This is a genomic window from Bradyrhizobium sp. 187 (assembly GCF_023101005.1).
In the GTDB taxonomy this organism is placed as follows: Bacteria; Pseudomonadota; Alphaproteobacteria; order Rhizobiales; family Xanthobacteraceae; genus Bradyrhizobium; species Bradyrhizobium canariense_D.
Genome location: NZ_CP064693.1, coordinates 533762 through 554723, shown reverse-complemented (window position 1 = coordinate 554723; position 20962 = coordinate 533762). Strand labels below are relative to the sequence as shown.

General features: G+C 65.5%; 26 protein-coding genes. 9 read left to right on the top strand and 17 right to left on the bottom strand.

Annotation, left to right across the window (positions count from 1 at the left end; genetic code table 11):
* Positions 1-21: 21 nt before the first annotated feature.
* Positions 22-639 carry a flavin reductase family protein gene (locus IVB19_RS02670; protein ID WP_247820982.1) on the bottom strand — a complete coding sequence of 206 codons (618 nt, stop codon included), beginning with the start codon at positions 637-639 and terminating at the stop codon, positions 22-24.
* A 3-nt stretch (positions 640-642) separates the two neighbouring features.
* Positions 643-1608, bottom strand: a complete 966-nt coding sequence (locus tag IVB19_RS02665; RefSeq protein WP_247820981.1) for a Bug family tripartite tricarboxylate transporter substrate binding protein — start codon at positions 1606-1608, stop codon at positions 643-645.
* A gap of 131 nt (positions 1609-1739) precedes the next feature.
* Here IVB19_RS02665 and IVB19_RS02660 point away from each other — a divergent pair, with 131 nt between their 5' ends.
* The 4 genes from IVB19_RS02660 to IVB19_RS02645 all read left to right on the top strand — a co-directional run bounded on the left by IVB19_RS02660 (position 1740) and on the right by IVB19_RS02645 (position 5275).
* A complete protein-coding gene (locus IVB19_RS02660) occupies positions 1740-2540 on the top strand; it encodes an IclR family transcriptional regulator (RefSeq protein WP_247820980.1) in 801 nt (266 codons plus the stop codon).
* An 80-nt stretch (positions 2541-2620) separates the two neighbouring features.
* Complete coding sequence (locus IVB19_RS02655) at positions 2621-3916, top strand: O-acetylhomoserine aminocarboxypropyltransferase (RefSeq protein ID WP_247820979.1); 1296 nt, start codon at positions 2621-2623, stop codon at positions 3914-3916.
* A gap of 4 nt (positions 3917-3920) precedes the next feature.
* Positions 3921-4703, top strand: a complete 783-nt coding sequence (locus tag IVB19_RS02650; protein ID WP_247820978.1) for an alpha/beta fold hydrolase — start codon at positions 3921-3923, stop codon at positions 4701-4703.
* Between the two features lie 68 nt (positions 4704-4771).
* Positions 4772-5275, top strand: coding sequence for a DUF6496 domain-containing protein (locus IVB19_RS02645; RefSeq protein WP_247820977.1), 504 nt, complete (start codon positions 4772-4774; stop codon positions 5273-5275).
* Here IVB19_RS02645 and IVB19_RS02640 read toward each other — a convergent pair whose 3' ends face one another.
* On the bottom strand, positions 5276-5479 hold the full coding sequence (locus IVB19_RS02640) for a hypothetical protein (protein ID WP_204512543.1): 204 nt from the start codon (positions 5477-5479) through the stop codon (positions 5276-5278).
* On the opposite strand from IVB19_RS02640, the gene IVB19_RS02635 reads away from it, so the two are divergent.
* On the top strand, positions 5478-5651 hold the full coding sequence (locus IVB19_RS02635) for a hypothetical protein (protein ID WP_158091562.1): 174 nt from the start codon (positions 5478-5480) through the stop codon (positions 5649-5651). The genes IVB19_RS02640 and IVB19_RS02635 overlap by 2 nt on opposite strands.
* A gap of 327 nt (positions 5652-5978) precedes the next feature.
* Here IVB19_RS02635 and IVB19_RS02630 read toward each other — a convergent pair whose 3' ends face one another.
* Genes IVB19_RS02630 through phnG form a run of 9 tightly spaced genes read right to left on the bottom strand, consistent with a single transcriptional unit; the run spans position 5979 to position 12976 of the window.
* Positions 5979-6590, bottom strand: coding sequence for a pyridoxamine 5'-phosphate oxidase family protein (locus tag IVB19_RS02630; protein WP_247820976.1), 612 nt, complete (start codon positions 6588-6590; stop codon positions 5979-5981).
* Positions 6591-6612: 22 nt separating this feature from the next.
* Positions 6613-7209, bottom strand: coding sequence for a phosphonate metabolism protein/1,5-bisphosphokinase (PRPP-forming) PhnN (phnN, locus tag IVB19_RS02625; protein ID WP_247820975.1), 597 nt, complete (start codon positions 7207-7209; stop codon positions 6613-6615).
* On the bottom strand, positions 7206-8360 hold the full coding sequence (locus IVB19_RS02620) for an alpha-D-ribose 1-methylphosphonate 5-triphosphate diphosphatase (protein WP_247299237.1): 1155 nt from the start codon (positions 8358-8360) through the stop codon (positions 7206-7208). The genes phnN and IVB19_RS02620 overlap by 4 nt, the downstream gene beginning before the upstream one ends.
* A gap of 11 nt (positions 8361-8371) precedes the next feature.
* Positions 8372-9070 carry a phosphonate C-P lyase system protein PhnL gene (gene phnL, locus IVB19_RS02615; protein ID WP_247820974.1) on the bottom strand — a complete coding sequence of 233 codons (699 nt, stop codon included), beginning with the start codon at positions 9068-9070 and terminating at the stop codon, positions 8372-8374.
* Positions 9071-9109: 39 nt separating this feature from the next.
* Positions 9110-9907 carry a phosphonate C-P lyase system protein PhnK gene (gene phnK, locus IVB19_RS02610; protein WP_247820973.1) on the bottom strand — a complete coding sequence of 266 codons (798 nt, stop codon included), beginning with the start codon at positions 9905-9907 and terminating at the stop codon, positions 9110-9112.
* Positions 9900-10796, bottom strand: a complete 897-nt coding sequence (locus IVB19_RS02605; RefSeq protein ID WP_247820972.1) for an alpha-D-ribose 1-methylphosphonate 5-phosphate C-P-lyase PhnJ — start codon at positions 10794-10796, stop codon at positions 9900-9902. The genes phnK and IVB19_RS02605 overlap by 8 nt, the downstream gene beginning before the upstream one ends.
* Positions 10793-11896 (bottom strand): carbon-phosphorus lyase complex subunit, encoded by a 1104-nt coding sequence (locus IVB19_RS02600; RefSeq protein ID WP_247820971.1) that lies wholly within the window; start codon positions 11894-11896, stop codon positions 10793-10795. The genes IVB19_RS02605 and IVB19_RS02600 overlap by 4 nt, the downstream gene beginning before the upstream one ends.
* 2 nt (positions 11897-11898) lie before the next feature.
* Positions 11899-12507: a phosphonate C-P lyase system protein PhnH gene (phnH, locus tag IVB19_RS02595; protein ID WP_018453079.1), complete on the bottom strand. Its 609-nt coding sequence runs from the start codon at positions 12505-12507 to the stop codon at positions 11899-11901.
* Between the two features lie 4 nt (positions 12508-12511).
* Entirely contained in the window at positions 12512-12976 is a 465-nt protein-coding gene (gene phnG / locus IVB19_RS02590; RefSeq protein ID WP_247821657.1) for a phosphonate C-P lyase system protein PhnG, read from the bottom strand.
* A gap of 118 nt (positions 12977-13094) precedes the next feature.
* Here phnG and phnF point away from each other — a divergent pair, with 118 nt between their 5' ends.
* Positions 13095-13826, top strand: a complete 732-nt coding sequence (gene phnF, locus IVB19_RS02585) for a phosphonate metabolism transcriptional regulator PhnF (protein ID WP_018453077.1) — start codon at positions 13095-13097, stop codon at positions 13824-13826.
* A gap of 164 nt (positions 13827-13990) precedes the next feature.
* Here phnF and phnE (IVB19_RS02580) read toward each other — a convergent pair whose 3' ends face one another.
* The 4 genes from phnE (IVB19_RS02580) to phnC all read right to left on the bottom strand — a co-directional run bounded on the left by phnE (IVB19_RS02580) (position 13991) and on the right by phnC (position 17606).
* Positions 13991-14839, bottom strand: a complete 849-nt coding sequence (gene phnE, locus IVB19_RS02580; protein ID WP_247820970.1) for a phosphonate ABC transporter, permease protein PhnE — start codon at positions 14837-14839, stop codon at positions 13991-13993.
* Positions 14836-15720, bottom strand: coding sequence for a phosphonate ABC transporter, permease protein PhnE (gene phnE, locus IVB19_RS02575; RefSeq protein WP_247821656.1), 885 nt, complete (start codon positions 15718-15720; stop codon positions 14836-14838). The genes phnE (IVB19_RS02580) and phnE (IVB19_RS02575) overlap by 4 nt, the downstream gene beginning before the upstream one ends.
* 76 nt (positions 15721-15796) lie before the next feature.
* Positions 15797-16732, bottom strand: coding sequence for a phosphonate ABC transporter substrate-binding protein (gene phnD, locus IVB19_RS02570; RefSeq protein ID WP_247820969.1), 936 nt, complete (start codon positions 16730-16732; stop codon positions 15797-15799).
* Between the two features lie 64 nt (positions 16733-16796).
* Complete coding sequence (gene phnC / locus IVB19_RS02565) at positions 16797-17606, bottom strand: phosphonate ABC transporter ATP-binding protein (protein ID WP_018453073.1); 810 nt, start codon at positions 17604-17606, stop codon at positions 16797-16799.
* Between the two features lie 183 nt (positions 17607-17789).
* Between phnC and IVB19_RS02560 the strand changes: the two genes are divergently transcribed.
* The 3 genes from IVB19_RS02560 to IVB19_RS02550 are packed head-to-tail and all read left to right on the top strand — an operon-like array spanning position 17790 to position 20356.
* Entirely contained in the window at positions 17790-18449 is a 660-nt protein-coding gene (locus IVB19_RS02560; protein WP_247820968.1) for an LbetaH domain-containing protein, read from the top strand.
* A complete protein-coding gene (locus IVB19_RS02555; protein ID WP_247820967.1) occupies positions 18446-19639 on the top strand; it encodes an alpha-D-ribose 1-methylphosphonate 5-triphosphate diphosphatase in 1194 nt (397 codons plus the stop codon). Before IVB19_RS02560 ends, IVB19_RS02555 begins: the two co-directional genes overlap by 4 nt.
* 18 nt (positions 19640-19657) lie before the next feature.
* Positions 19658-20356: a DUF1045 domain-containing protein gene (locus IVB19_RS02550; RefSeq protein WP_018453070.1), complete on the top strand. Its 699-nt coding sequence runs from the start codon at positions 19658-19660 to the stop codon at positions 20354-20356.
* Positions 20357-20359: 3 nt separating this feature from the next.
* Here IVB19_RS02550 and IVB19_RS02545 read toward each other — a convergent pair whose 3' ends face one another.
* The gene (locus tag IVB19_RS02545; RefSeq protein WP_247821655.1) at positions 20360-20953 is read right to left on the bottom strand and encodes a hypothetical protein; all 594 of its coding nucleotides are present in this window, start codon (positions 20951-20953) and stop codon (positions 20360-20362) included.
* Positions 20954-20962: the final 9 nt, after the last annotated feature.

The following is a 20962-nucleotide window of genomic DNA, read 5'->3' as shown; positions in this document are numbered from 1 at the left end:
GCGCGCGCGGGGGCGGCGCGCTCAGTCTTTCGATTTGGGAGTCTGGAACACGCCGTGCAGCGTCACGATCTCGCCGAGCCGGGCGTAGCGCGGCCCGCCGATGCGCGCGATCGGATCGAGCGCGACGGTTTCGACCTTGCCGTCGTTCACGAGGCCGTCGCGGAGGTGGAACATCACGACTTCGCCCACGATGAGACGGCTGCGGGCGTCGCCGAATTCGAGGCACTGCCGAAAGCGGCACTCCATCGCAACGGGTGCAACGCTGAGCCGCGGCACCTTGATGCGCTCGCTCGGGAGCGTCTCAAGGCCGAGCTCCGCGACCTCGCTGATCTCGGGCGGATGCTCGACCGATGAGTCGTGCACCGCCTGCATCAGCGGGGTATCGGCGATGTGGATCACGTATTCCTCGGTATCGAGGATGTTATGCGCGGTGTCCTTGTAGTCCGCGCCCTTGCGGCCGACGCTGATCGCGAGCATCGGCGGCTTCTGCGAGACGAAGGTGAAGGCGCTGAACGGCGCGAGGTTGACCACGCCTGCGCGCGACAGGCTCGTCACCCAGGCGATCGGACGCGGCACCACGATGCCGGTCATCAGCCGGTAGATGCGCTCGGCGCCGAGCTCGCTGGGGTCGATCCGCATCGATCAATCCGCCTTGATGTTGGCCTTGCGCACGATCGGAATCCATTTGGCGTCCTCGCGCGCGAGATAGGCCTTGAATTCGTCGGGCGTCATCGCGACGGCTTCACCGCCGAGCTTCTCGAACTTGTCGACCACGGCGGGGTCCTTCAGGATCGCGGTCAGTGCCTCGTGCAGCTTGTCGATCACGGGCGCCGGCGTGCCTGCCGGTGCGAACAGGCCGGTGAAGGTCTGGCCGTCAAAATCCTTGTAACCAAGCTCGGCGAAGGTCGGCACGTCGGGCAGCGACTTCAGGCGGTGCGGGCTGGTGACGGCCAGCGCGCGGAACAGACCGGCCTTGATATGCTGCAGGCTGACCGTGAGCTGGTCGAACGCGAACTGCACCTGCCCGCCCAAGAGATCGTTGACGGCAGGCGCATTGCCGCGATAGTGCGCGGTGACCCATTGCAGGTCGAGGCTGGACTGCATCAGTTCGCTGAGCAAATGGTTGGTGGTGCCGGGACCGGGCGAGGCCATCGTCAGCTTGCCCGGCTCGCGCTTGGCGAGGCCGATGAATTCCTTGAAAGTCGTCGCCTGCACCGACGGATGCACCTCGAGCACCAGCGGCGTCATCGAGATCGTCGAGATCGGCAGGAAATCCTTCTTCCAATTATAGACGTCGCGCTTGTTGATCTCGGTCGCGAACAGCACCGGGCCGTTGGCGCCGACGAACAGCGTGTAGCCGTCGGGCGCGGACTTCGCGAAAGCCTCGCCCGCGATCATGCCGCCGGCGCCCGCCTTGTTCTCGATGATGAAGGGCTGGCCGAGCTTTTCCTGGAGCTTGTCCGCGATGATGCGCGCGGCGCTATCGACATTGCCGCCGGCCGGATAGGGCACGATCAGCTTGACGTTGCGCGCCGGCCATTGCTGGCCCGACGCCGGTCCCGTCAACATCGCCGCTGCGGCAGCTAGGGCAATCCAGATTAATCGCATGTTAACCTCCCGGCGGCGCTTCCAATTTTACGTCGATTTGCCTGACGTCGTACACGGCATGTCGATTCGGAGCGCAATCTCCAGATGGGCGCTTTACCTGTCGAGTGAATTGTGGCGTTCTCGTCCATATTATGGACAAGACGACTTCCGCGAAATCCACCCGCCGCATCACGGGACCGCGACAGGGCGCGCAGGCGATCCGGCGCGCGCTCGCGGTGCTGCGCATCCTTGCCGCAGGCCGCGAAGACGGCGTGCTGCTGGCCGAGGTGGTGCGGGCGACCGGCCTCACCCGCCCGACCGTGCACCGCATCGTCCACGTGCTGATCGAGGAAGGCATCGTCGAACGGCATGACCGGACCGGCCGCTACGCGGTCGGCAACCAGGTGCCGGAGCTCGCGCTCGCACGGCCTCGGCCGTCGCGGCTGCTGATCGCGGCAAATCCGTCGCTGCAACGTGCCTCGGCCGAGATCGGCGACACGCTGTTCCTGACGGTGCGGACCGGCAATGACACGCTGTGCGTCGATCGCCGGATTGGCGTCTATCCGATCCAGGTGCTGTCGATTGAGGTCGGCGCGCGCCGACCGCTCGGCGTCTCCAGCGCAGGCGTCGCCATCCTCGCCGCGATGCCGGTGCAGGACGCGCGAAAAATCGTCGCAGCCAACGAGAAGAGACTGGAGGCCTACCGGACCGATGTTGCGACGGTGCTGGGCCAGGTCACCGCCGCAAGACGGCTGGGATACGGCATGAGGGAAATTGGTCTCGTGCAGGGCACGAAGTCGATCTCGACCTGGATCGAGACCCCGGACGGCCGTCCCGCTGCCGCCATGACCGTCTCCGCCGTTCGCACCAGGCTCGGCCCACGACGCGAACAGGAGGTCGCGGAGATCCTGCTGCGGGAGGCGCGGATCATCGAGCAGGCGATCCGGGGTTAGACAACGCGTCAATGGGCTGACGCAGCGCGCCATTTTATGGCACAAGAGCCGCCTCCGCCGACCGAGCAACGAGGCCACGCATGCCCGCGCCAAAACCGCCCGCCTTCGAGACCCTGAGCCTGCATGCGGGCCAGCATCCGGATCCCGCGACCGGCGCCCGCGCCGTGCCGATCTACCAGACCACGTCCTACGTGTTCCAGGATTCCGATCACGCCGCCGCGCTGTTCAATCTCGAACGCGCCGGCCACATCTATACGCGCATCTCCAATCCGACCACCGGCGTGCTGGAAGAACGGCTTGCGGCGCTGGAAGGCGGCGTCGGCGCGATCTGCACCGCGAGCGGCATGGCGGCGCTGCATCTGGCCATCGCCACGCTTCTGAACGCCGGCGACCATATCGTGGCATCGAGCTCGCTCTATGGCGGCACCATCAATTTGCTGGCGCACACGCTGCCGCGCTTCGGCATCACCACAACGTTCGTCAAGCCGCGCGATCTCGACGCGTTCCGCGCGGCGATCAAGCCGAACACGAAGCTGATGATCGGCGAGACCATCGGCAATCCCGGGCTCGAGGTGCTGGACATTCCGAAAGTCGCTTCGATCGCGCATGACGCGAAGATTCCGCTGCTGATCGACAACACCTTTGCCACGCCCTATCTCAGCCGTCCGATCGAGCTCGGCGCCGACATCGTCATGCATTCGGCGACCAAATGGATCGGCGGCCACGGCATCGCGATCGGCGGCGCCATCGTCGACGGCGGTCGTTTCGACTGGCGCTCATCCGGAAAATTCGGCGTGCTGACCGAGCCCTATGGCGGCTATCACGGCATCGTCTTCGACGAGCAGTTCGGCACCGCCGCCTTCATCATGCGCGCGCGCACCGAAGGCCTGCGCGATTTCGGCGCTTGTCTATCGCCGACCAACGCCTTCCAGCTGTTGCAGGGCGTCGAGACGCTCGGCGTGCGCATGGACCGCCACATGCAGAACACGCACCTCGTGCTGGAAGCACTGAAAGCCAACAAGGCGGTCGATTGGGTGCTGCATCCCTCGCTGGAAGATCATGCGGACTACCAGCTCGCAAAACAATTACTGCCGCGCGGCGCCGGCTCGATCGTCTCCTTCGGCATCAAGGGGGGCCGGCCCGCGGGCCGCAAATTCATCGAATCGCTGCGCATGATCAGTCATCTCGCCAATGTCGGCGACGCCAAGACGCTGGTGATCCACCCCGCCTCGACCACGCACCAGCAGATGGACGCCGAGCAGCTCAAGGCCTCCGGCATCGGCGAAGAGCTGGTGCGACTCTCGGTCGGCATCGAGACCGGAAGCGACATCATCGACGATCTCGCGCAGGCGCTGCGCATCTCGCAAAAGGTCTGACACCATGAAGCTCTCCGTCAACGGCGCCGAGGTGCTGGTCGCAACCGGCGGCCGCGACTTCGACAAGTCCCTGCCCGCCGTCGTCTTCCTCCACGGCGCCGGTTTCGACCGTTCGACCTGGGCACTGCACACCCGCTGGTTCGCCCATCACGGCTTTGGCGTGCTGGCGCCGGATCTGCCCGGCCACGGCCGCTCGCCCGGACCTTCGCTCGGCAGCATCGCCGAAATGGCCGACTGGACGGCGGCCCTGCTCGATGCGGCCGAAGCGACGAAAGCGCATCTGATCGGCCATTCCATGGGATCGCTGATCTCGCTGGAGACGGCCGCACGTCACCCCGACAAGGTTTCCGCGCTCAGCCTGATCGGCACGGCCGCGACCATGACGGTCGGCCCGGATCTGCTGAAAGCGGCCGAAGCCAATTCGCAGGATGCAAACGACATGGTCTCGATCTGGGGACTCGGCTTCAACGCTGAGTTCGGCGGCAGCCTCGCACCGGGCCTGTGGATGCATGGCGGCGCCCAGGCCGTATTGAAACACTGCGAGCCGGGCGTGCTGTTCAGGGATTTGTCGGCCTGCAATGCTTACGCCAATGCGCTGCAAGCAGCCGCAAGCGTGAAGGTGCCCACCACACTCATCCTCGGCGAACGGGACATGATGACGCCGGTGAAGGCCGGCAAGGCACTTGCCGCCGCGATCCCGCATGCGAAGACCGTCGTGGTGCCGGGCGCCGGCCACATGATCATGGCCGAACGCCCCGATGAACTGCTCGCTGCGCTACGGAACTGACAGGATCAATCGTCCATCTTGCGCGTTGCGGTCAGACATTCCCGTGAATTCCAGAGGGAACTGGACCCATGCCAAGACAGGAAGTCATTCGCAAAGCCAGGCAAGACAAGCGTGCCGGAAAATCGGCAAGCACGCAGGCCGGCGAATTCGTCAAGGACCAGATCGACAAGATCCGCAAGGGCAGGCATGGCGCGCGCTCGACGAAGCAGGCCATCGCCATCGGTCTCTCCGAAGCGCGCCGCGCCGGCGTCGATCTGCCGCCGCCGCGCAAGGGACGCGTCAAGAAGGCGACGCGCCGCAGCGCCAAATATGCCTATGACGTCGGTCAGGGCAAGCGCACCCCGAAGCGCCGGCCGCGCGTGTCGCAAGCCGTCGAAAAGGTTTTGAAGAAGGAGCCGCGCTCGACCGCATCGCGCAGCGCACTGTCGAAGCAGGGCAAGCGCGCCGCGAGCCGGCGAACGGCCGCGTCGCGTTCAGCCGCCGCGCGCAAGGCGAGCCGCACCAAGGGCGCCAAGGCCCGCTCCACCGCCGCAAAGAAGGCGGCACGCACCAGGGCGCGCCGCCGGAGCTGATCAGTTCGCGCGCCGGCCCCGCTCGGAGAATACCGCACGGGCGGCGCGCTCCGCCTCGCGCGCCGAGCGGAACTGGCGGCCTTCGAGGCTGTCGAACAGACGCTCGGAGGAGAAGAAGCGGAAGCCGCGCGTATCCCTCGTGACGATGCCGGCGGCGCGGTCGTGGATCTCGATGATGTAGGCATTCGATTGAGTTCGGGACATGACTGCTCGTCCGCCGGGTCTCGGCGTTCCTGTCTTTGGATTTGCTTCTTGGGATTTGCTGGGTGAGGTGCTGCTAGGAGGCGGCGGTCAGCAACAACAACATGCGCCGGTGGCCGCCGAGAAACAGCGGCGCGTCATGCACGCATGCATGTCATTGTTACTGCGCTGGTGATCGGTTCTCATATCGCGGCTTCGGCTCGAAGGAGCAGTGTCGATGCGTCGAATATCGAGCGTTCAGCGCGAACGGTCAATGAAATGGCTATCCATAATTGCGATGAGCGCACAGGGGCGCGTCTCCGGGTGCGAGCGCCGACAAACGAATTCATCTCGCGATGAGTTCTTCCTTCTCCCCTTGCGGGAGAAGGTGGCGCGAAGCGCCGGATGAGGGGTTTGCCTCCGCGAATCCTCAAGAGAGTCGCACGCGGAGAGAGACCCTCACCCGTCTCGCCGCTACGCGGCGAGCCACCCTCTCCCGCAAGGGGAGAGGGGAAGAACGAACTCACCACATCGTCGCGGCCGCACGCTCCGGCCAGGCGCGATCATACTCCGCGCCGCCGACCTTGTTCTCGCTCATCTCGGCGAGGATCTGGCCGGGCGTCGGCAGCGTCTTGGGGTCGATGCGCTTGTCGGGATTCCAGAGATCGGAGCGGACGATGGCGCGGGCGCACTGGAAGTAAATTTCGTCGACCGTCATCACCATGACGCTGCGCGGCGCCTTGCCGTCGACCTTGAACGAGGCCAGCAATTCGGAATTGATGGACAGATGCGCCCGGCCATTGGCCCGAACCGCATTTCCGGAGCCGGGGATCAGGAACATCAGCGATACCCTGGGATCGCGCACGATGTTGCGCAAGGAATCGACCCGGTTGTTGCCGCGGCGATCCGGCAGCATCAGCGTCTTCGGGTCATGAATGCGGACGAAGCCGGAGAGATCGCCGCGCGGCGAGCAGTCGATCCCCTCGGGTCCGATGGTAGCGAGCGCGGCGAACGGGGCCTTTTCGATGAAGACGCGATAGAGTGGGGTGACGTGGTCGGCGACTTTCACGGTCGAGGCGTCGTTGGTGACGCCGTAGATGGCCTCCAGCTGCTCGACCGTTTCGATCACCGACATTCCAGTCTCCTTGTTGTGCCGGCTATTCGTGCCAGCCTTGATTCCTGATCACGCGCAGAAGCTGGCGGCCATGATACTCCGCGCTGTGCGCGTTGAGAATGGTGACATCGGCCTGGGCCGATGCGTCGTCGACGCTGCGCGTCAACCGTTCGGCGATATTGCCGTCGCTGTCCCGGGCGCGAGCAGCAAGCCGCTGCGCCAGCACATCCGGCGGCGCGGTGACCGCGACCACCACGATGTTTGCATAGGCCTGGCGCAGCGCGCCGATCACCGTGCGCGAAACATTGGCCACGACGGCGCGTCCGGCACGAATATCGTCGTTGAGGTCGCGGGGCAGCGCGTAGCAATGCCCATGCGCCTCCCAATGCACGGCGAATTCGCCATGCTCGCGCGCGCGACGGAATTCGTCAGGGCTCACCGCAATATTGTCTTCGTCGGCCGAGGATTCCCGCGTCACGACACGGCGCGGGAAGACGATGTCGTGATCCTCGATGCAGGCTGCCCGCGCCAGCCGCAGCAGCGTGTCCTTGCCGGCACCGCTGGGACCGACCACGAGCACGAGCCGCCCGGGCCCGATCGCACCCGTTGTCTTTCCCGCCACGGTGACGGCCTCGCTCATGCGACACGGCTTCCTTCGCGCCAGACGCTGCGGACCGCGGGGACGCGGCCCGCGACATGCACGCGGATCAGATCGGCACGCTTGCCGATCGCGATCTCGCCGCGGTCGGACAGGCCGACTGCCTCCGCGGGCGCCTTCGTCACGGTGCGGATCGCCGCCGGAAGAGTGATGGCGGGCACGTGCTCGGGCAAGTGCAGCGCGGCCATCAGAAGGCTCGAGGGGATGTAGTCCGACGACAGAATGTCGAGCAGGCCCTCGCGGGCGAGATCGACCGCGGCGATATTGCCGGAATGCGAGCCGCCGCGCACGACGTTCGGCGCGCCCATCAGGATGTCGATGCCGGCCTCGTGCAGGCCGCGCGCGGCCTCCAGCGTGGTCGGAAATTCCGCCACCGAAACGCCATCGCGCACGGCGTCCACGACGTTCTCCTCAGTGGTGTCGTCATGGCTCGCCAGCGGGATCTTGTACTTGTGGGCCAGCGCCACGATCTCGCGCATGTTGGTCGCGGCATAGGCCTTCTGATATTCGAAGCGCTTCGCGAACAGCTCGTCGAGCTCGGCGTCGGTCTTGCCGCCGCCCTTGCCGCGATAATAGTCGCGCAGCTTGCCTTCGTCCCGGAACTGGCGCTGGCCGGGGGTGTGGTCCATCAGCGACATCAGCCGCACGTCGGGACGGTCGATCAGCTCCCTGGCCTCCTCGACCACGCTCGGCATCGGGATTTCGCAGCGCAGATGCAGGAAGTGATCGGCGCGGAGCAGGTCAGCATCGCGAGCGGTCGTGATTGCGGCGGCAAGCGTGCCGGCGCGGCCGTCGACTTCCTCGGCGCCATCCTCGCGCCAGACCCGGAGCGAGTCGAACACCGTCGTGATGCCTGATGTCGCGAGCTGGCCGTCATAGGAGACGACGGCGGCGACTGGATTCCAGAACACTTTTGGTCGCGGCACGTAATGCGCCTCGAGGTGATCGGTGTGGAGCTCGATCAAGCCGGGCATGATCAGATCGCCGCCGGCATCCTCTGCCCCCGCGGGCGCCCTGCCCTCGCCGATCTCGGCAATGCGTCCATCGGCGAGGGCAAGCCAGCCCTGCTCGATCACCCGTTCCGCCAGCACGATCCTGGCGTTGGCGATCACGATGTCCTTCTTGGCGTTCATGTCCATTTCCTTCAGGCCGCGGCGGCGAAGCTGGTGACGTCGACGGTGCGGTCGGCAATCTGATGACGGATTTCGTCGTCATGGACAATGGCGACCACGGCGACGCCCTGGCGCTTCTTTTCGGCTACCAGCCCAACCACGACGGCGCGGTTGGCGGCGTCGAGCGACGCGGTCGGCTCGTCGAGCAGCAGGATCGGCAGATCCGAGATGAAGCCGCGCGCGATGTTGACGCGCTGCTGCTCGCCGCCGGAAAAGGTCGCGGGCGGAAGCTGCCAGAGCCGCTCGGGGATGTTGAGGCGATGCAACAGTTCGCCAGCACGGGCTTGCGCCTCCGCGCGCGCCAGGCCGTTGACGATCAGCGGCTCGGCGACCACGTCGAGGGTCGCGACGCGCGGCACCGCGCGCAAGAACTGGCTGACATAGCCAATGGTCGCGCGGCGGATGTTGAGAACCTGCCGCGGCTCGGCGGTGGCGAGATCGACCAGCGCGCCGCGATGGTGGATGCCGATCCGGCCGGAATCGCAACGATAATTGCCGAAGATCATCTTCAGGATCGACGATTTTCCGGCGCCTGATGGCCCCGACAGCACGACGCATTCGCCGGGATTGACGTGAAAGGTCACGCCGCGCACCACGGGCAGCTCGATGCCACCTTGCAGGTGCATCGTGAAGGTCTTGTTGGCGTCGGCAATGTCGATCATGGCGGTCATTGGAGAACTCTTCTTGCAAGGCTCATTACGTTGGAAGGCTCATGGCGGCAGGATCGAGGAGACGAGCAGCTGGGTATAGGGCTCGCGGGGGTCGTCGAGCACCTGATCGGTGAGGCCGGTCTCGATGACTCGGCCGCCCTTCATGACCATGACCCGATGCGACAGCAGGCGCGCGACCGCGAGATCATGGGTGACGATGATGACCGCGAGATGCAGCTCCGCGACCAGGCTGCGCACGAGGTCGAGCAGACGGGCTTGCACGGAAACATCGAGGCCGCCGGTCGGCTCGTCCATGAACACCAGCCGCGGCTCGGTGACGAGGTTGCGGGCGATCTGGAGCCGCTGGCGCATGCCGCCGGAATAGGTCCGCGGCGCATCGTCGATGCGCGCGATGTCGATCTCGACGCGAGTCAGCCAGTCCGACGCGGTATCGCGGATGCGGCCGTAGTGATTCCACCCCACCGCCATCAGCCGCTCGCCGACATTGGCGCCGGCCGAGACGGCCATGCGCAGCCCCTGCGCGGGATCCTGATGAACGAAGCCCCAATCGGTACGAAACAGGAAGCGCCGCTCGGCCTCGCCCAGCGTGGCGAGATCGCGGGTGACGCCATCGCGCATCCGGTAGGACACCTCACCGTCGCTTGCCGCGAGCTGACCCGACAGCAGCTGCAGCAGCGTCGATTTGCCCGAGCCGGATTCGCCGACGATCGCCAGCACCTCGCCGGGGTAGAGCGCAAAGGACACGTCGCGGCACGCCGCGATCCGGCCATAGGACTTGCTGAGGGATTTTGCGACCAGCAGCGGCTCGTCGTTCTCGAGCATGTCTTGATCAGCCATTCGATGCCTCCTGCGCCTTGTCCTTGTACGGCGCGGCGCTGAGGCTGCCGTGATGGCCGGCGGCCTGACGTCCCTCGCAATAATCGGTGTCGGAGCAGACGAACATGCGCCCGCCCTTGTCGTCGGTCACGATCTCGTCGAGGTAGGAATTTTCAGCGGCGCACAACGCGCACGGCGCGTTGAAGCGGTACGGCTCGAAGGGATGGTCCTCGAAGTCGAGCGACACAACTTGCGTATAGGGCGGGATCGCGTAGATGCGCTTCTCGCGGCCGGCGCCGAACAGTTGCAGCGCGGGGCAATTGTCCATCTTGGGATTGTCGAATTTGGGCGTCGGCGACGGGTCCATCACGTAGCGCGCATTGACCTTCACCGGATAGGCGTAAGCCGTCGCGATGTGGCCGAAGCGGGCGATGTCCTCGTAGAGCTTCACATGCATCAGGCCGTATTCGGCGAGCGCGTGCATGCGCCGCGTCTCCGTCTCGCGCGGCTCGAGGAAGCGCAGCGGCTCCGGAATCGGCACCTGGTAGACCAGCACCTGATTTGCGTGTAGCGACGTCTCCGGGATGCGGTGGCGGGTCTGGATCACGGTCGCATCGATCGTCGCCGTCGTCGTGGCGACGCCGGCGGTCTTGGCAAAGAACTTCCTGATCGAGATCGCATTGGTGGTGTCGTCGGAGCCCTGGTCGATCACCTTCAGCACGTCCTCGGGCCCGAGGATCGCGGCCGTCACCTGCACGCCGCCGGTGCCCCAGCCATAGGGCATCGGCATTTCACGGCTGGCGAACGGCACCTGATAGCCGGGGATCGCGATCGCCTTGAGGATCGCGCGGCGGATCATCCGCTTGGTCTGTTCGTCGAGATAAGCGAAATTGTAGGCGGGCGCGTTCATTCCGCGGCCTCCTTCATGGCATCGGGCGCATTGGCCTCAGTGAATTCCTTCCGCAGCTTGCGCAACAGGCCGAGCTCAGACTGGAAGTCGACATAATGCGGTAGCTTCAGATGCTCGACGAAGCCGGTAGCCTGGACGTTGTCCGAATGCGACATCACGAATTCTTCGTCTTGCGCGGGGGCGAGTGCCTCTTCGCCGAGCTCGCGCGCACGCAACGCGCGGTCGACCAGCGCCATCGACATCGTCTTGCGCTCGCTCTGGCCGAAGGCGAGGCCATAGCCGCGGGTGAAGCACGGCGCCTCCGTCGCGGAGCCCTTGAACTGATTGACCATCTGACACTCGGTGAGCTCGATCGAGCCGAGCGGCACGGCGAAGCCGACGTCTTCCGCGGAGAATTCAACCTCGACCTCACCGAAGCGAATCTCGCCGGCGACGGGATGGTTGCGGCCGTAGCCGCGCTGGGTGGAATAGCCCATCGCCAGCAGAAAACCTTCGTCGCCACGCGCGAGATTTTGCAGGCGCAGGTCACGATCGGCGGGAAAATTGAGCGGCTCGCGAGTGAGATCGCCGACGCTGGCGCCGTCCTCAGCCTGAGGCGAGGATTCGATCAGCCCGTCGCGGCCGAGGATGTCGGTCACCCGCGGGGTTGGCGCAGACGATGCTTCGGCCGTCGCCGGTGTCTCCGGCACAAAGCCCTCGGCGAGCGAGGGATCGAGCAGGCGGTGGGTATAGTCGAAGGTCGGGCCGAGGATCTGGCCGCCGGGAATGTCCTTGAAGGTCGAGGACACCCGCCGCCGTATCCGCATCGCGCCGGTCTCGACCGGCTCGCTGGCGCCGAAGCGGGGCAGCGTCGCGCGGAAGGCGCGGACCAGGAAGATCGCCTCGATCAGATCGCCGCGCGCCTGCTTGATGGCGAGCGCCGCGAGCTCGCGGTCATAGAGCGAGCCTTCGCTCATGACGCGGTCCACGGCGAGACCAAGCTGCTCGGAGATCTGGTCGAGCGAGATTTCCGGAACGCTTTGGTCGCCACGCCGCGCACTGGCGAGCAGGCGATGGGCGTTCTCGATGGCGCGTTCGCCGCCTTTGACTGCGACATACATGCTTAGCTTCCCCTGCTCACGATACGCGTGGTGCGCGGGATCGCAACCATGGCGTCATCGGCGACCAGCACCACATCGATACCGCGCGGAAACAGCGCCTCGTTAATACGAAGTCGCTCGAACACGTCGAACGGCTTGATCGACGCCTGGAGCGTGGCGACGCCGTCGATGCCGGGCCCGCGCAGCTCGAAGCTGCGTCCCGAATCGAGACTCTCGACCTGCAGGATCAACGTGGTCGACCGATCCGGATATTCGCTGGTGCCGAGCGCGAAGCGCTCCAGCGAAGGCAGCGCCCCGCCGTCGCTGATCAGCGCGAAGCTGGCGATGGAAGAATCCTGCACCACCGGCGCACCAGTATGGAATTTCAGCCATTTCACGACGTCGGAAGTCTCATGCATGCGCGCATCGAGCCAGAGCGGCGTGTCGTGATCGAACAGCGTCAGCGCGATCGCGGCCGTCCCGCGCATCATCACACGAGGCGCTCCTGATGTCGGCACGATGCGCTGCACCGATCCCGGCCGCGCCATCGCGTCCATGACCGAGCGAAAGGTCGATTGCGCCGACAAGACCTTATCGGCGAACCCCGGCGGCAGTTCCGCAATCGTGGTCATGATCTCACCCCTCACCGCGCACCATGGTGTAGAAATCAACCTTCGTCGCGGCGGTCTGGGCCGCCACCTGCTTGCGCCTGACCATCAGCTGCTCACGCAACGGCGCGATAATGTCCCGCTCCACCGCGGCGCCGAAATCGCTGGACTGCACCAGGGCATCGCACAGCGCGATCAGCCGCGCCTTCTCGCCGTCGCGACCGAGCGTGTAGCCGAAACCGACCTCGCCGCTCGCAAGCCGCACCGCGGCGCGCGACACCGTGGCTTCACCGAGGTTGAACGGCGCACCATCGCCGCCGACCCGGCCGCGCAGCATGACGAGGCCGTTTTCCGGCGCGCGCAGATCCTGATGCGCCGGCAAAGCGAGAGCTTGGAGGCGAGCGGCGATCTCGTCCGCCTCCGCGTGCGCCAGCACGGCCATTGCGGCCTTGCGCTGGGCTTGCTGATTATTGTGCTGGGTCACCGCATCCACCGACTTCTCTGCAGAACTTGCCGAATCCAAGTTGTCTATGATACTAGACAACTTGATAGCGGAGCGCCATGACTGTTTCGTGACAAAGGCGCGATTTCTGGAGTAGCTTCCCGGCCACATGAGCATGCAGGACACAGCCTCCTCCGGCGTCGCGTTGTGGCGTCTCGTTGCCGACGGCATCGAGCGCGGCATCGCCGACGGCCGCTTTGCGGCGGGCGACAAGCTGCCGGGCGAGGTGGAGATCGCCGAAACCTATCGCGTCAACCGCCACACCGTGCGACGCGCGCTGGCCGCGCTTGCCGAGCGCGGCATCGTGCGGGCAGAACGCGGCAGCGGAACCTATGTCGAGGCGCAGAAGCTCGCTTATCCACTGCGCTCGCGGACCCGTTTCTCCGAGATCGTCGGCGCGGACGGCCGCGAACCGCATGGCCGGCTGATCGAGGCGTCCGCTGACGTTGCGACCCGCGAACTCGCGCGGGAGCTTGGCCTCAAGACCGGCGCACCGCTGGTCCGGATCGAGGCGATGCGCCTCGCCGACCGCACGCCGATCTGTGTCTCCACGACGTGGCTGTCGGCGCAGCTATTCCCGGCTGCGGGCGACGTGTTTGCCGCGACCCGCTCGATGACGAAATTGCTCGAGCATTACGGCGTCCGGGACTATCGCCGCGGCGCGACCCGGATCACCGCCGGTATCGTCGACGCAACCGACGCCGCACGGCTCGATCTGGCGCTGGGACGGCCGATCCTGGTGGTCGACGCCACCGATCACGATCTCGACGGCAAGCCGCTGGTGACCAAGCATTCGCGCTTTGCCGCGGAGCGGGTGGAATTTCTGGTGGAGAACGGGTGAACTGGCTGCCCTCTGCCCCTCTCCCCTTGCGGGAGAGGGTGGCTCGCCGCGCTAGCGGCGAGACGGGTGAGGGGTTGCCTCCGCGCACTGATCTGAATTGAGGATGCAGACCCCTCATCCGGCGCTTCGCGCCACCTTCTCCCACAAGGGGAGAAGGAAGAAGGTTACGCCACCGCCCGCCGCCCGATAATCGCAAAACGCAATTTGCCCGAAACGAAATCGATCGCAGCGACTGCGACCAGGATCATCAGGATCAGGAACGACACCTTCTGCCATTCCAGCACGCGGATCTGCTCAGCGAGCTGGAGGCCGATGCCGCCGGCGCCGACGATGCCGATGATGGTGGCCGAGCGCGTATTCGACTCGATGAAATAGAGCACCTGCCCGGCAATCACGGGCAGGACCTGCGGCAGCAGGCCGAAGCGAATCTCGTGCAGCGCGCTGCCGCCGGAGGCGCGGATGCCCTCGACCTGCTTCTGATCGGCGCCCTCGATCGCCTCCGAGAACAGTTTTCCGAAGGCGCCGAAATCCGACACGGCGATGGCGAGCACGCCGGCAAACGGGCCGAGCCCGACCACGTTGATCCACACCAGCGCCCAGATCAACGTGTCGACGCCGCGAATCAAATCCAGGAAACGTCGGACCGGAAAGCGCAGCAGCTTTGATGGCACGACATTACGCGCCGCAAGAAGACTGACCGGCAGTGCGAACAGCGCGGCGAGCGTTGTGCCGAGCAGCGCGATCGACAGCGTCTCGCCCAGCGCCTTCAGATAGACCGGCAGCGACGAGCCGGGATCCGGCGGGATCATCATCAGGCTGATCCAGCCGAGCTGGTTGAGGCCCGCGACGAACCGCGACGGCGAGAAGTCGAGATCGACGAGGCCGTAAATCAGAACCGCGAGCGCCGCGACGATCATCGCCGGCATCGGGAGCCGCGCCGAAGCCGGCCGGTCGAACACATCAGGGTAGCGCGCGCGAAGCGCTGATGTGTCAATGTCCTGCGGCCCCGTCACGTCCGCGCCTCCTTGCCGAACAGGCGGCCGCGCAGCCAGCCGGTGCTGATGTCGATAATGAAAACCGTGACGATGATGGTGAGCAGGATGGCGCTGACGTCCGAGTAGTAGAACTTGCGGATGGCGACGACGAGCTCCTGGCCGATGCCGCCGGCACCGACGAAGCCCATCACGGAGGCCTCGCGGACGTTGATCTCGAAACGCAGCAGCGCGTAGCTGGCATAGCCCGCCGTGACCTGCGGCAGGATGGCGAAGCGCATGCAGGACAGCCAGCTCGCGCCGGTCGAGCGGACGCCTTCGACCGGTTTCATGTCGGCGTTCTCGACGATCTCCGAGAACAGCTTTCCAAGCGCGCCGGTGGAGTGAATCGCGATCGCCAGCACGCCCGCCATCGGCCCCAGCCCGAAGGCGATCACGAACATCAGGGCAAACACGATGCCGGGGACCGTGCGGGCGAATTCGAGCAGGCGCCGCACGACGAAGCGCAACCACGGCGCGGGCGAGGTGTTTTCAGCCGCAAAGAAGTTCAGGCAAAACGCAAAAGTCGCGCCGATCAGCGTGCCGACATAGGAGATCAGCAAAGTCTCGCCCAGCATCCTCAGCCATTTGCGCCAGCCCCACAGCCACTCGCCGACATCGGTCCAGACCCGCTGGCCGGTGTCGAGTGTGAGGATGCGGTCGAAATAGCTGATGAAGTTGCCAAAGTGGGCGAACAGCGTGCGCAGATTCACTTCAGCGCCGATCGCGGCCAGACACAGTGCTGCGGCGAAGATCACGGCTCCAGACAGGATTCGGAGCCGCTTGCGCGCCACCGCCTGGCGATAGGCGGCGTTGAGCACGGCGAGCTGTTGCTCGGGGAGGATCGAAACCGCGACGGTCATCTTGGCCAGGAAAATGGTCAATCAAAGAGAAAGAGCCGGGTCCATCGACCCGGCTCCAGTGGCATCGTCCCGAAACTCAGGACGCCTTCTTCTTACGCAGCGCATCGACGAACTTGATCAGCTCGATCGTGCCATCCCAATCCTTGGTGGTCGCGGGATGAAAACCCTTCTTCTGGCCGTCCTGGAGGCGATCGAACGCAGCCTTGTCCTTGGCCGGCGCGTCGAAGAACGCCTTGGCGATGGCGGCCTTGGCCTCTTCCGGCAGCTCAGAATTGTAGGCATAGGGGCCGTTGATGATCGGCGCCGACTTGTGGATGATGCGGAAATCATCCTTCTTCATCGCCGAGCCATCGGCATTCTTCAGCATGCCCTTGGTCAGCATCTGCGCTAATGTCGAGTCGTTGTCGCTGGTCCACTGGTTGGCCGCGACGTCGACCGTGCCCTGCGCCAGCGCCAGGATCGCGTTCTCGTGGCTTCCGGTGAAGACGACCTTGCTGAAATAGGTGTCGGCGTCCGCGATGCCCATCTTGTCGAGCTCGAAGCGCGGCACGTTGTTGCCGGAGGTCGAGTTCGGGTCGACCAGGCCGAGGTTCTTGCCCTTGAGCTGGTCGATGCTCTTGTAGGCGCTGCTCGCCTTGACGAAGAACACCGAGTAATAACCGGTGGAGCCGTCGGAGTTGATGTCGTTGGCGAAGGCGTCGGTCTTGACGCCGGTCAGGCGGGCGCGGGCGAACGAGGCCGAGCCGTAGCTCGCGATGTGAATGTTGCCGGCACGCTGGCCTTCGATTACGGCAGCGTAGTCGTTGGCGATGCGCAGCGTAACTTTCACGCCCAATTCCCTGGAGAGATAGCTCATGAACGGCGCCCAGCGCTCGGTCACGCCCGAGGCGTTTTCCGCCGGAATGACCGCGAAGGTCAGCTCGGGATATTTGGCTTTCCAGTCTTCGGCGGAGGCCGAAGTCGTCAACGCGAGCGCGGCGGCGCCGGCGAGAATCAATCTGCGAGTAATCATGATAGCCTCTTCATTGGTTGAGGTTCGGTTGACGCAAAATTGGTAAGTCCTGATGCGGCGCAGCTCAGGCGGCGGCCGCCGTTCCAAGCGCCGGAATGCCCTGTCGCACCGGTGCAGGCGTGCCGCCCATGACTTCGGCGGCTTCGAGATCGTAGAGCTCGCGCGCCACGTGGTCGGTCAACTCGGCCGGCGCGCCGTCGAACACCACGCGGCCCTGCGCCATGCCAATCAGGCGGTCGCAATAGCTGCGCGCCAGGTCGAGCGAATGCAGATTGCAGAGCACCGTGATGCCGAAGTGCTTGTTGATGCGCAGCAGCGCATCCATGACGATCTTGGTGTTGCGCGGATCGAGCGAGGCGATCGGCTCGTCGGCGAGGATGATGTCGGGCTGCTGCACCAGCGCGCGGGCAATCGCGACGCGCTGCTGCTGGCCGCCGGAGAGCTGATCGGCGCGCTGGGCCGCGAGCGGGGCAATGTCGAACTGTTCGAGCGCGGACATCGCCAGCGCCCTGTCCTGCTCGGGCCAGGTCTGCGACAGCGAGCGCCAGGCCGGCATCGTCGCAAGCCGTCCCATCAGGACGTTGGTGAGCACATCGAGCCGGCCCACCAGATTGAACTGCTGAAAGATCATCGCCGAGCGCGCCCGCCACTGCCGCAGCTCCTTGCCGCGCAGCGCCGTGACGTCGAGGCCGTCGAACAGGATGCGGCCCTGTGCAGGGGTCGCGAGACGGTTGATGGTCCGCAGCAGGGTCGACTTGCCGGCGCCGGAGCGTCCGATCACGCCGACGAAGCCGCCGGGAGAGACTTGAAACGAGGCGTCGTCCACCGCGGCTTTCACGCCGAAGCGACACGTCAGACCTTCAACCACCAGCATGCAGGGCTCCAGAGTAGCTGGGACCCACCGCTAACGCCGGCGCTTGACACTTGTGTGACACGGACGTTGCGGTGCGGCGATCCTACACACCTCATCTCCTGTTCATCCCCTGTCATGGCGTCGTCATGACATTGTCATCAAGCCGCTCGAAGAGAAACGCCCGCCCTCTCGTTCGGATTCAACATGGCCGCCAAAGCTCTTTCGGTCCAGCCGACTGTCGATCCCTCCGCGAAGCTGCACGACGCCAGGCTTGGGGCCTACACCGAGGTCGGCGCGCGCACGATGCTGCACGAAGTGACGATGGGCGATTACTCCTATGTCGTGAACGACGCCCAGATCACCTACACCACCATCGGAAAATTCTGCTCGATCGCGGCGATGACGCGGATCAATCCGGGCAATCACCCGATGCACCGCGCCACGCAGGCGCATTTCACCTATCGTTCGAGCGCCTATTTCGAAGGCGAGAGCGACGACACCGAGTTCTTCGACTGGCGGCGCCAGCATCACGTCCATATCGGCCATGACGTCTGGATCGGCCATGGCGCGATCGTGCTGCCGGGCCGCAACGTCGGCACCGGCGCGGTGATCGCGGCCGGCGCCATCGTCACCAAGGACGTGCCGGCCTACACCATCGTTGCCGGCAATCCGGCGCGCATCGTTCGCCGGCGGTTCTCGGAAGAGGTTGCGGGGCGGCTTGCGAGGCTCGCTTGGTGGGACTGGGATCACGACAAGTTGCGTGAAGCCCTGCCCAATTTCCGCAAGCTCGGGATTGAGGATTTCCTCACGGCATACGAAGCAGGGGCACCCTCTTCTGCCAGCAAACGAAGCGCGGTCGCGTGACAGACATATTCCTCGAGGGCGGGCGGGCCCTGATCGGCTCCGAGTTCGCCGAAACGTCGCTTCTCGTGTCCGGAACGGACATCGCAGAGATCAATGCCTCGCGCAGCCGGGCGCGGCTGGCGATCAAGGCGCGCGATCTGCTGGTCCTGCCGGGCATCGTCGATCTGCATGGCGATGCCTTCGAGCGACAGATGATGCCGCGCGCCGGGGTCGATTTCCCGATCGACGTCGCGCTCGCCGACAGCGACCGCCAGGCGATCAGCAACGGCATCACCACGGTTTTTCACGCCACGACCTGTTCGTGGGAGCCGGGCCTGCGCAGCGCCGGCAATGCGCGCAGCCTGATGGAGGCGATCGAACGGCAGCGCCCGCAATTCGCCGCCGACACCCGCTTTCACCTGCGCCACGAGACCTACAATCTCGACGCCGAAACCGAGATCAGCCAATGGCTCACTGAGGGCCGCGTCGACCTGTTCGCCTTCAACGACCACATGGACGGCACGGTTGGGGACATGGCCAAGCCGCGCAAGCGCAATCGCATGGTGGAGCGCACCGGCCTGTCGAGCGAGGAATTCGACCGGCTGGTCGGACACATAATGTCCCGCGCCGCGGATGTGCCGGCTTCCGTGTCACGGCTGGCCGCGACGGCCCGCGCCGCCGACGTGCGGATGCTCTCGCACGATGATGCGACGCCGGCGATGCGCGAAGGCTTTCGCGCCATGGGCGTGGCGATTGCGGAGTTTCCGATCAACGAGGAGACAGCGCGGGCGGCAGCAAGCCACGGTGACGCCATCGTCTACGGCGCGCCGAACGTCGTGCGCGGAGGCAGCCACACGGGCTGGACCAGGGCATCCGACATGATCGCCAAAGGGCTCTGCTCGGTTCTGGCCTCGGACTACAACTATCCCGCGCAGCTGCTCGCTGCGTTCCGGCTCGCCGCCGATGGCGTGCTGCCGCTGACCGAGGCCTGGAATCTGGTCTCCGCCGCGCCCGCGCGCGCGACCGGTCTTGCAGATCGCGGCGTGCTCGCGGAAGGCCGGCGCGCGGACATTCTGCTGGTCGACGACAGCATGCCGCTGCGGCCGCGGCTGATCGCCGTGATATCAGGCGGCAAGCTCGTGCATCTCACCGAGGCGACGCGGTTGCTTGGCATGCCAGCTACCCCGCGCCAAGCTGTCGCCGCGGCATAAACCCGCTATGCTCGGACGATGACGAGTTTCCCCCGCTACGCGATCTATTTTGCCGCAGGCAGCGACAGCGCGCTCACCCGCTTCGGCGCGGAGTTGCTCGGCTACGATGCCTATACCGGCAACGAGCTGCCGTTTCCCGCCGACGCATCGCGTCTCGCGCCGGACTGGCGTGATGTTACCGCCGATCCCCGCAAATACGGCTTTCACGCCACGCTGAAGGCGCCGATGGCGCTGGCGTCCGACAGGCGCGAGGTCGAGCTTGTTGCGGCCTGCGCGACATTCGCCGGCAGGGCACGCGCAATTCCGGTGATCCGCCCGGTCGTCGATTCCATCAGCGGCTTCATCGCCGTCATTCCCGGGGAGCCGGTCGGCGAACTCCAGCAGCTCGCCGCCGATTGCGCGCGCGACTTCGACTCCTTCCGCGCGCCGCTGAGCGCGGAAGACCGTGCGCGGCGCAAGCCGGAGAAGCTGAGCGAACGGCAGCGCCACTATCTCGACCGCTGGGGCTATCCTTACGTGATGGAGGAATTCCGTTTCCACATGACGTTGACGGGCCGGCTCGACGTGGAGCGGCGCGGGCCGATTCTGGAAATGCTGCAGGGAAGGTTTGCTGCGCTCGGCCTCAAGACGCTTGCGATCGATCGCGTCGCGCTGTTCAAACAGGACCACGCCAAGGCTCGCTTCCGCATCATCGGCGAGTGGGCTTTGACCCAGTAAGCGTCAGTGCCAGCTCGCGAGATTGAAGCCGAAGGCCACAACGCCAACCAGAATGAGGCTGGTGGCCCAGATTAGATCCAGATTGAACCAGCTTCGCGAGACGAACCTCAATCCCAGATGGCGGTAGACCAGCCACGCCAGACATCCGCCGGCGCTGACCATGGCAGCGACGTGCACCAAAGACACCAGAACCGCCATCCCGAGACTCGCCTTCATCAGCGCGCCGGCGGCCTCATGGCCGGCATCGAGTTCGAAGGCCTGGCAGAGCCCGAGATAGATCGGCACGAGCATCAAGGCGGCGCCGTGAGCAATGGCAACGGCAAATGACCAGAGCGCCAATTGCGTCGGCGGAATTCGTGCCAGCGCGCGCGGATGGCGCCGCTCGACCAGCCGATAGACGCCGAAGCCGATGACGAAAAGGCTCGCGCCGAGCTGGATCGAACGCTGCCACTCGGCCAGCACGAGCAGGAACGCGAATGGCAGCAGCACGAGAAGCGTTGCCAGGAGATGTCCGGCGGCCAGAGCCCACAACGCACGAAAGAGCGCGCGCGGGCTCTTGTCCATGAGCCCGGCCGAAACGGCGAGCGGCCAGCCCATTCCCGGATT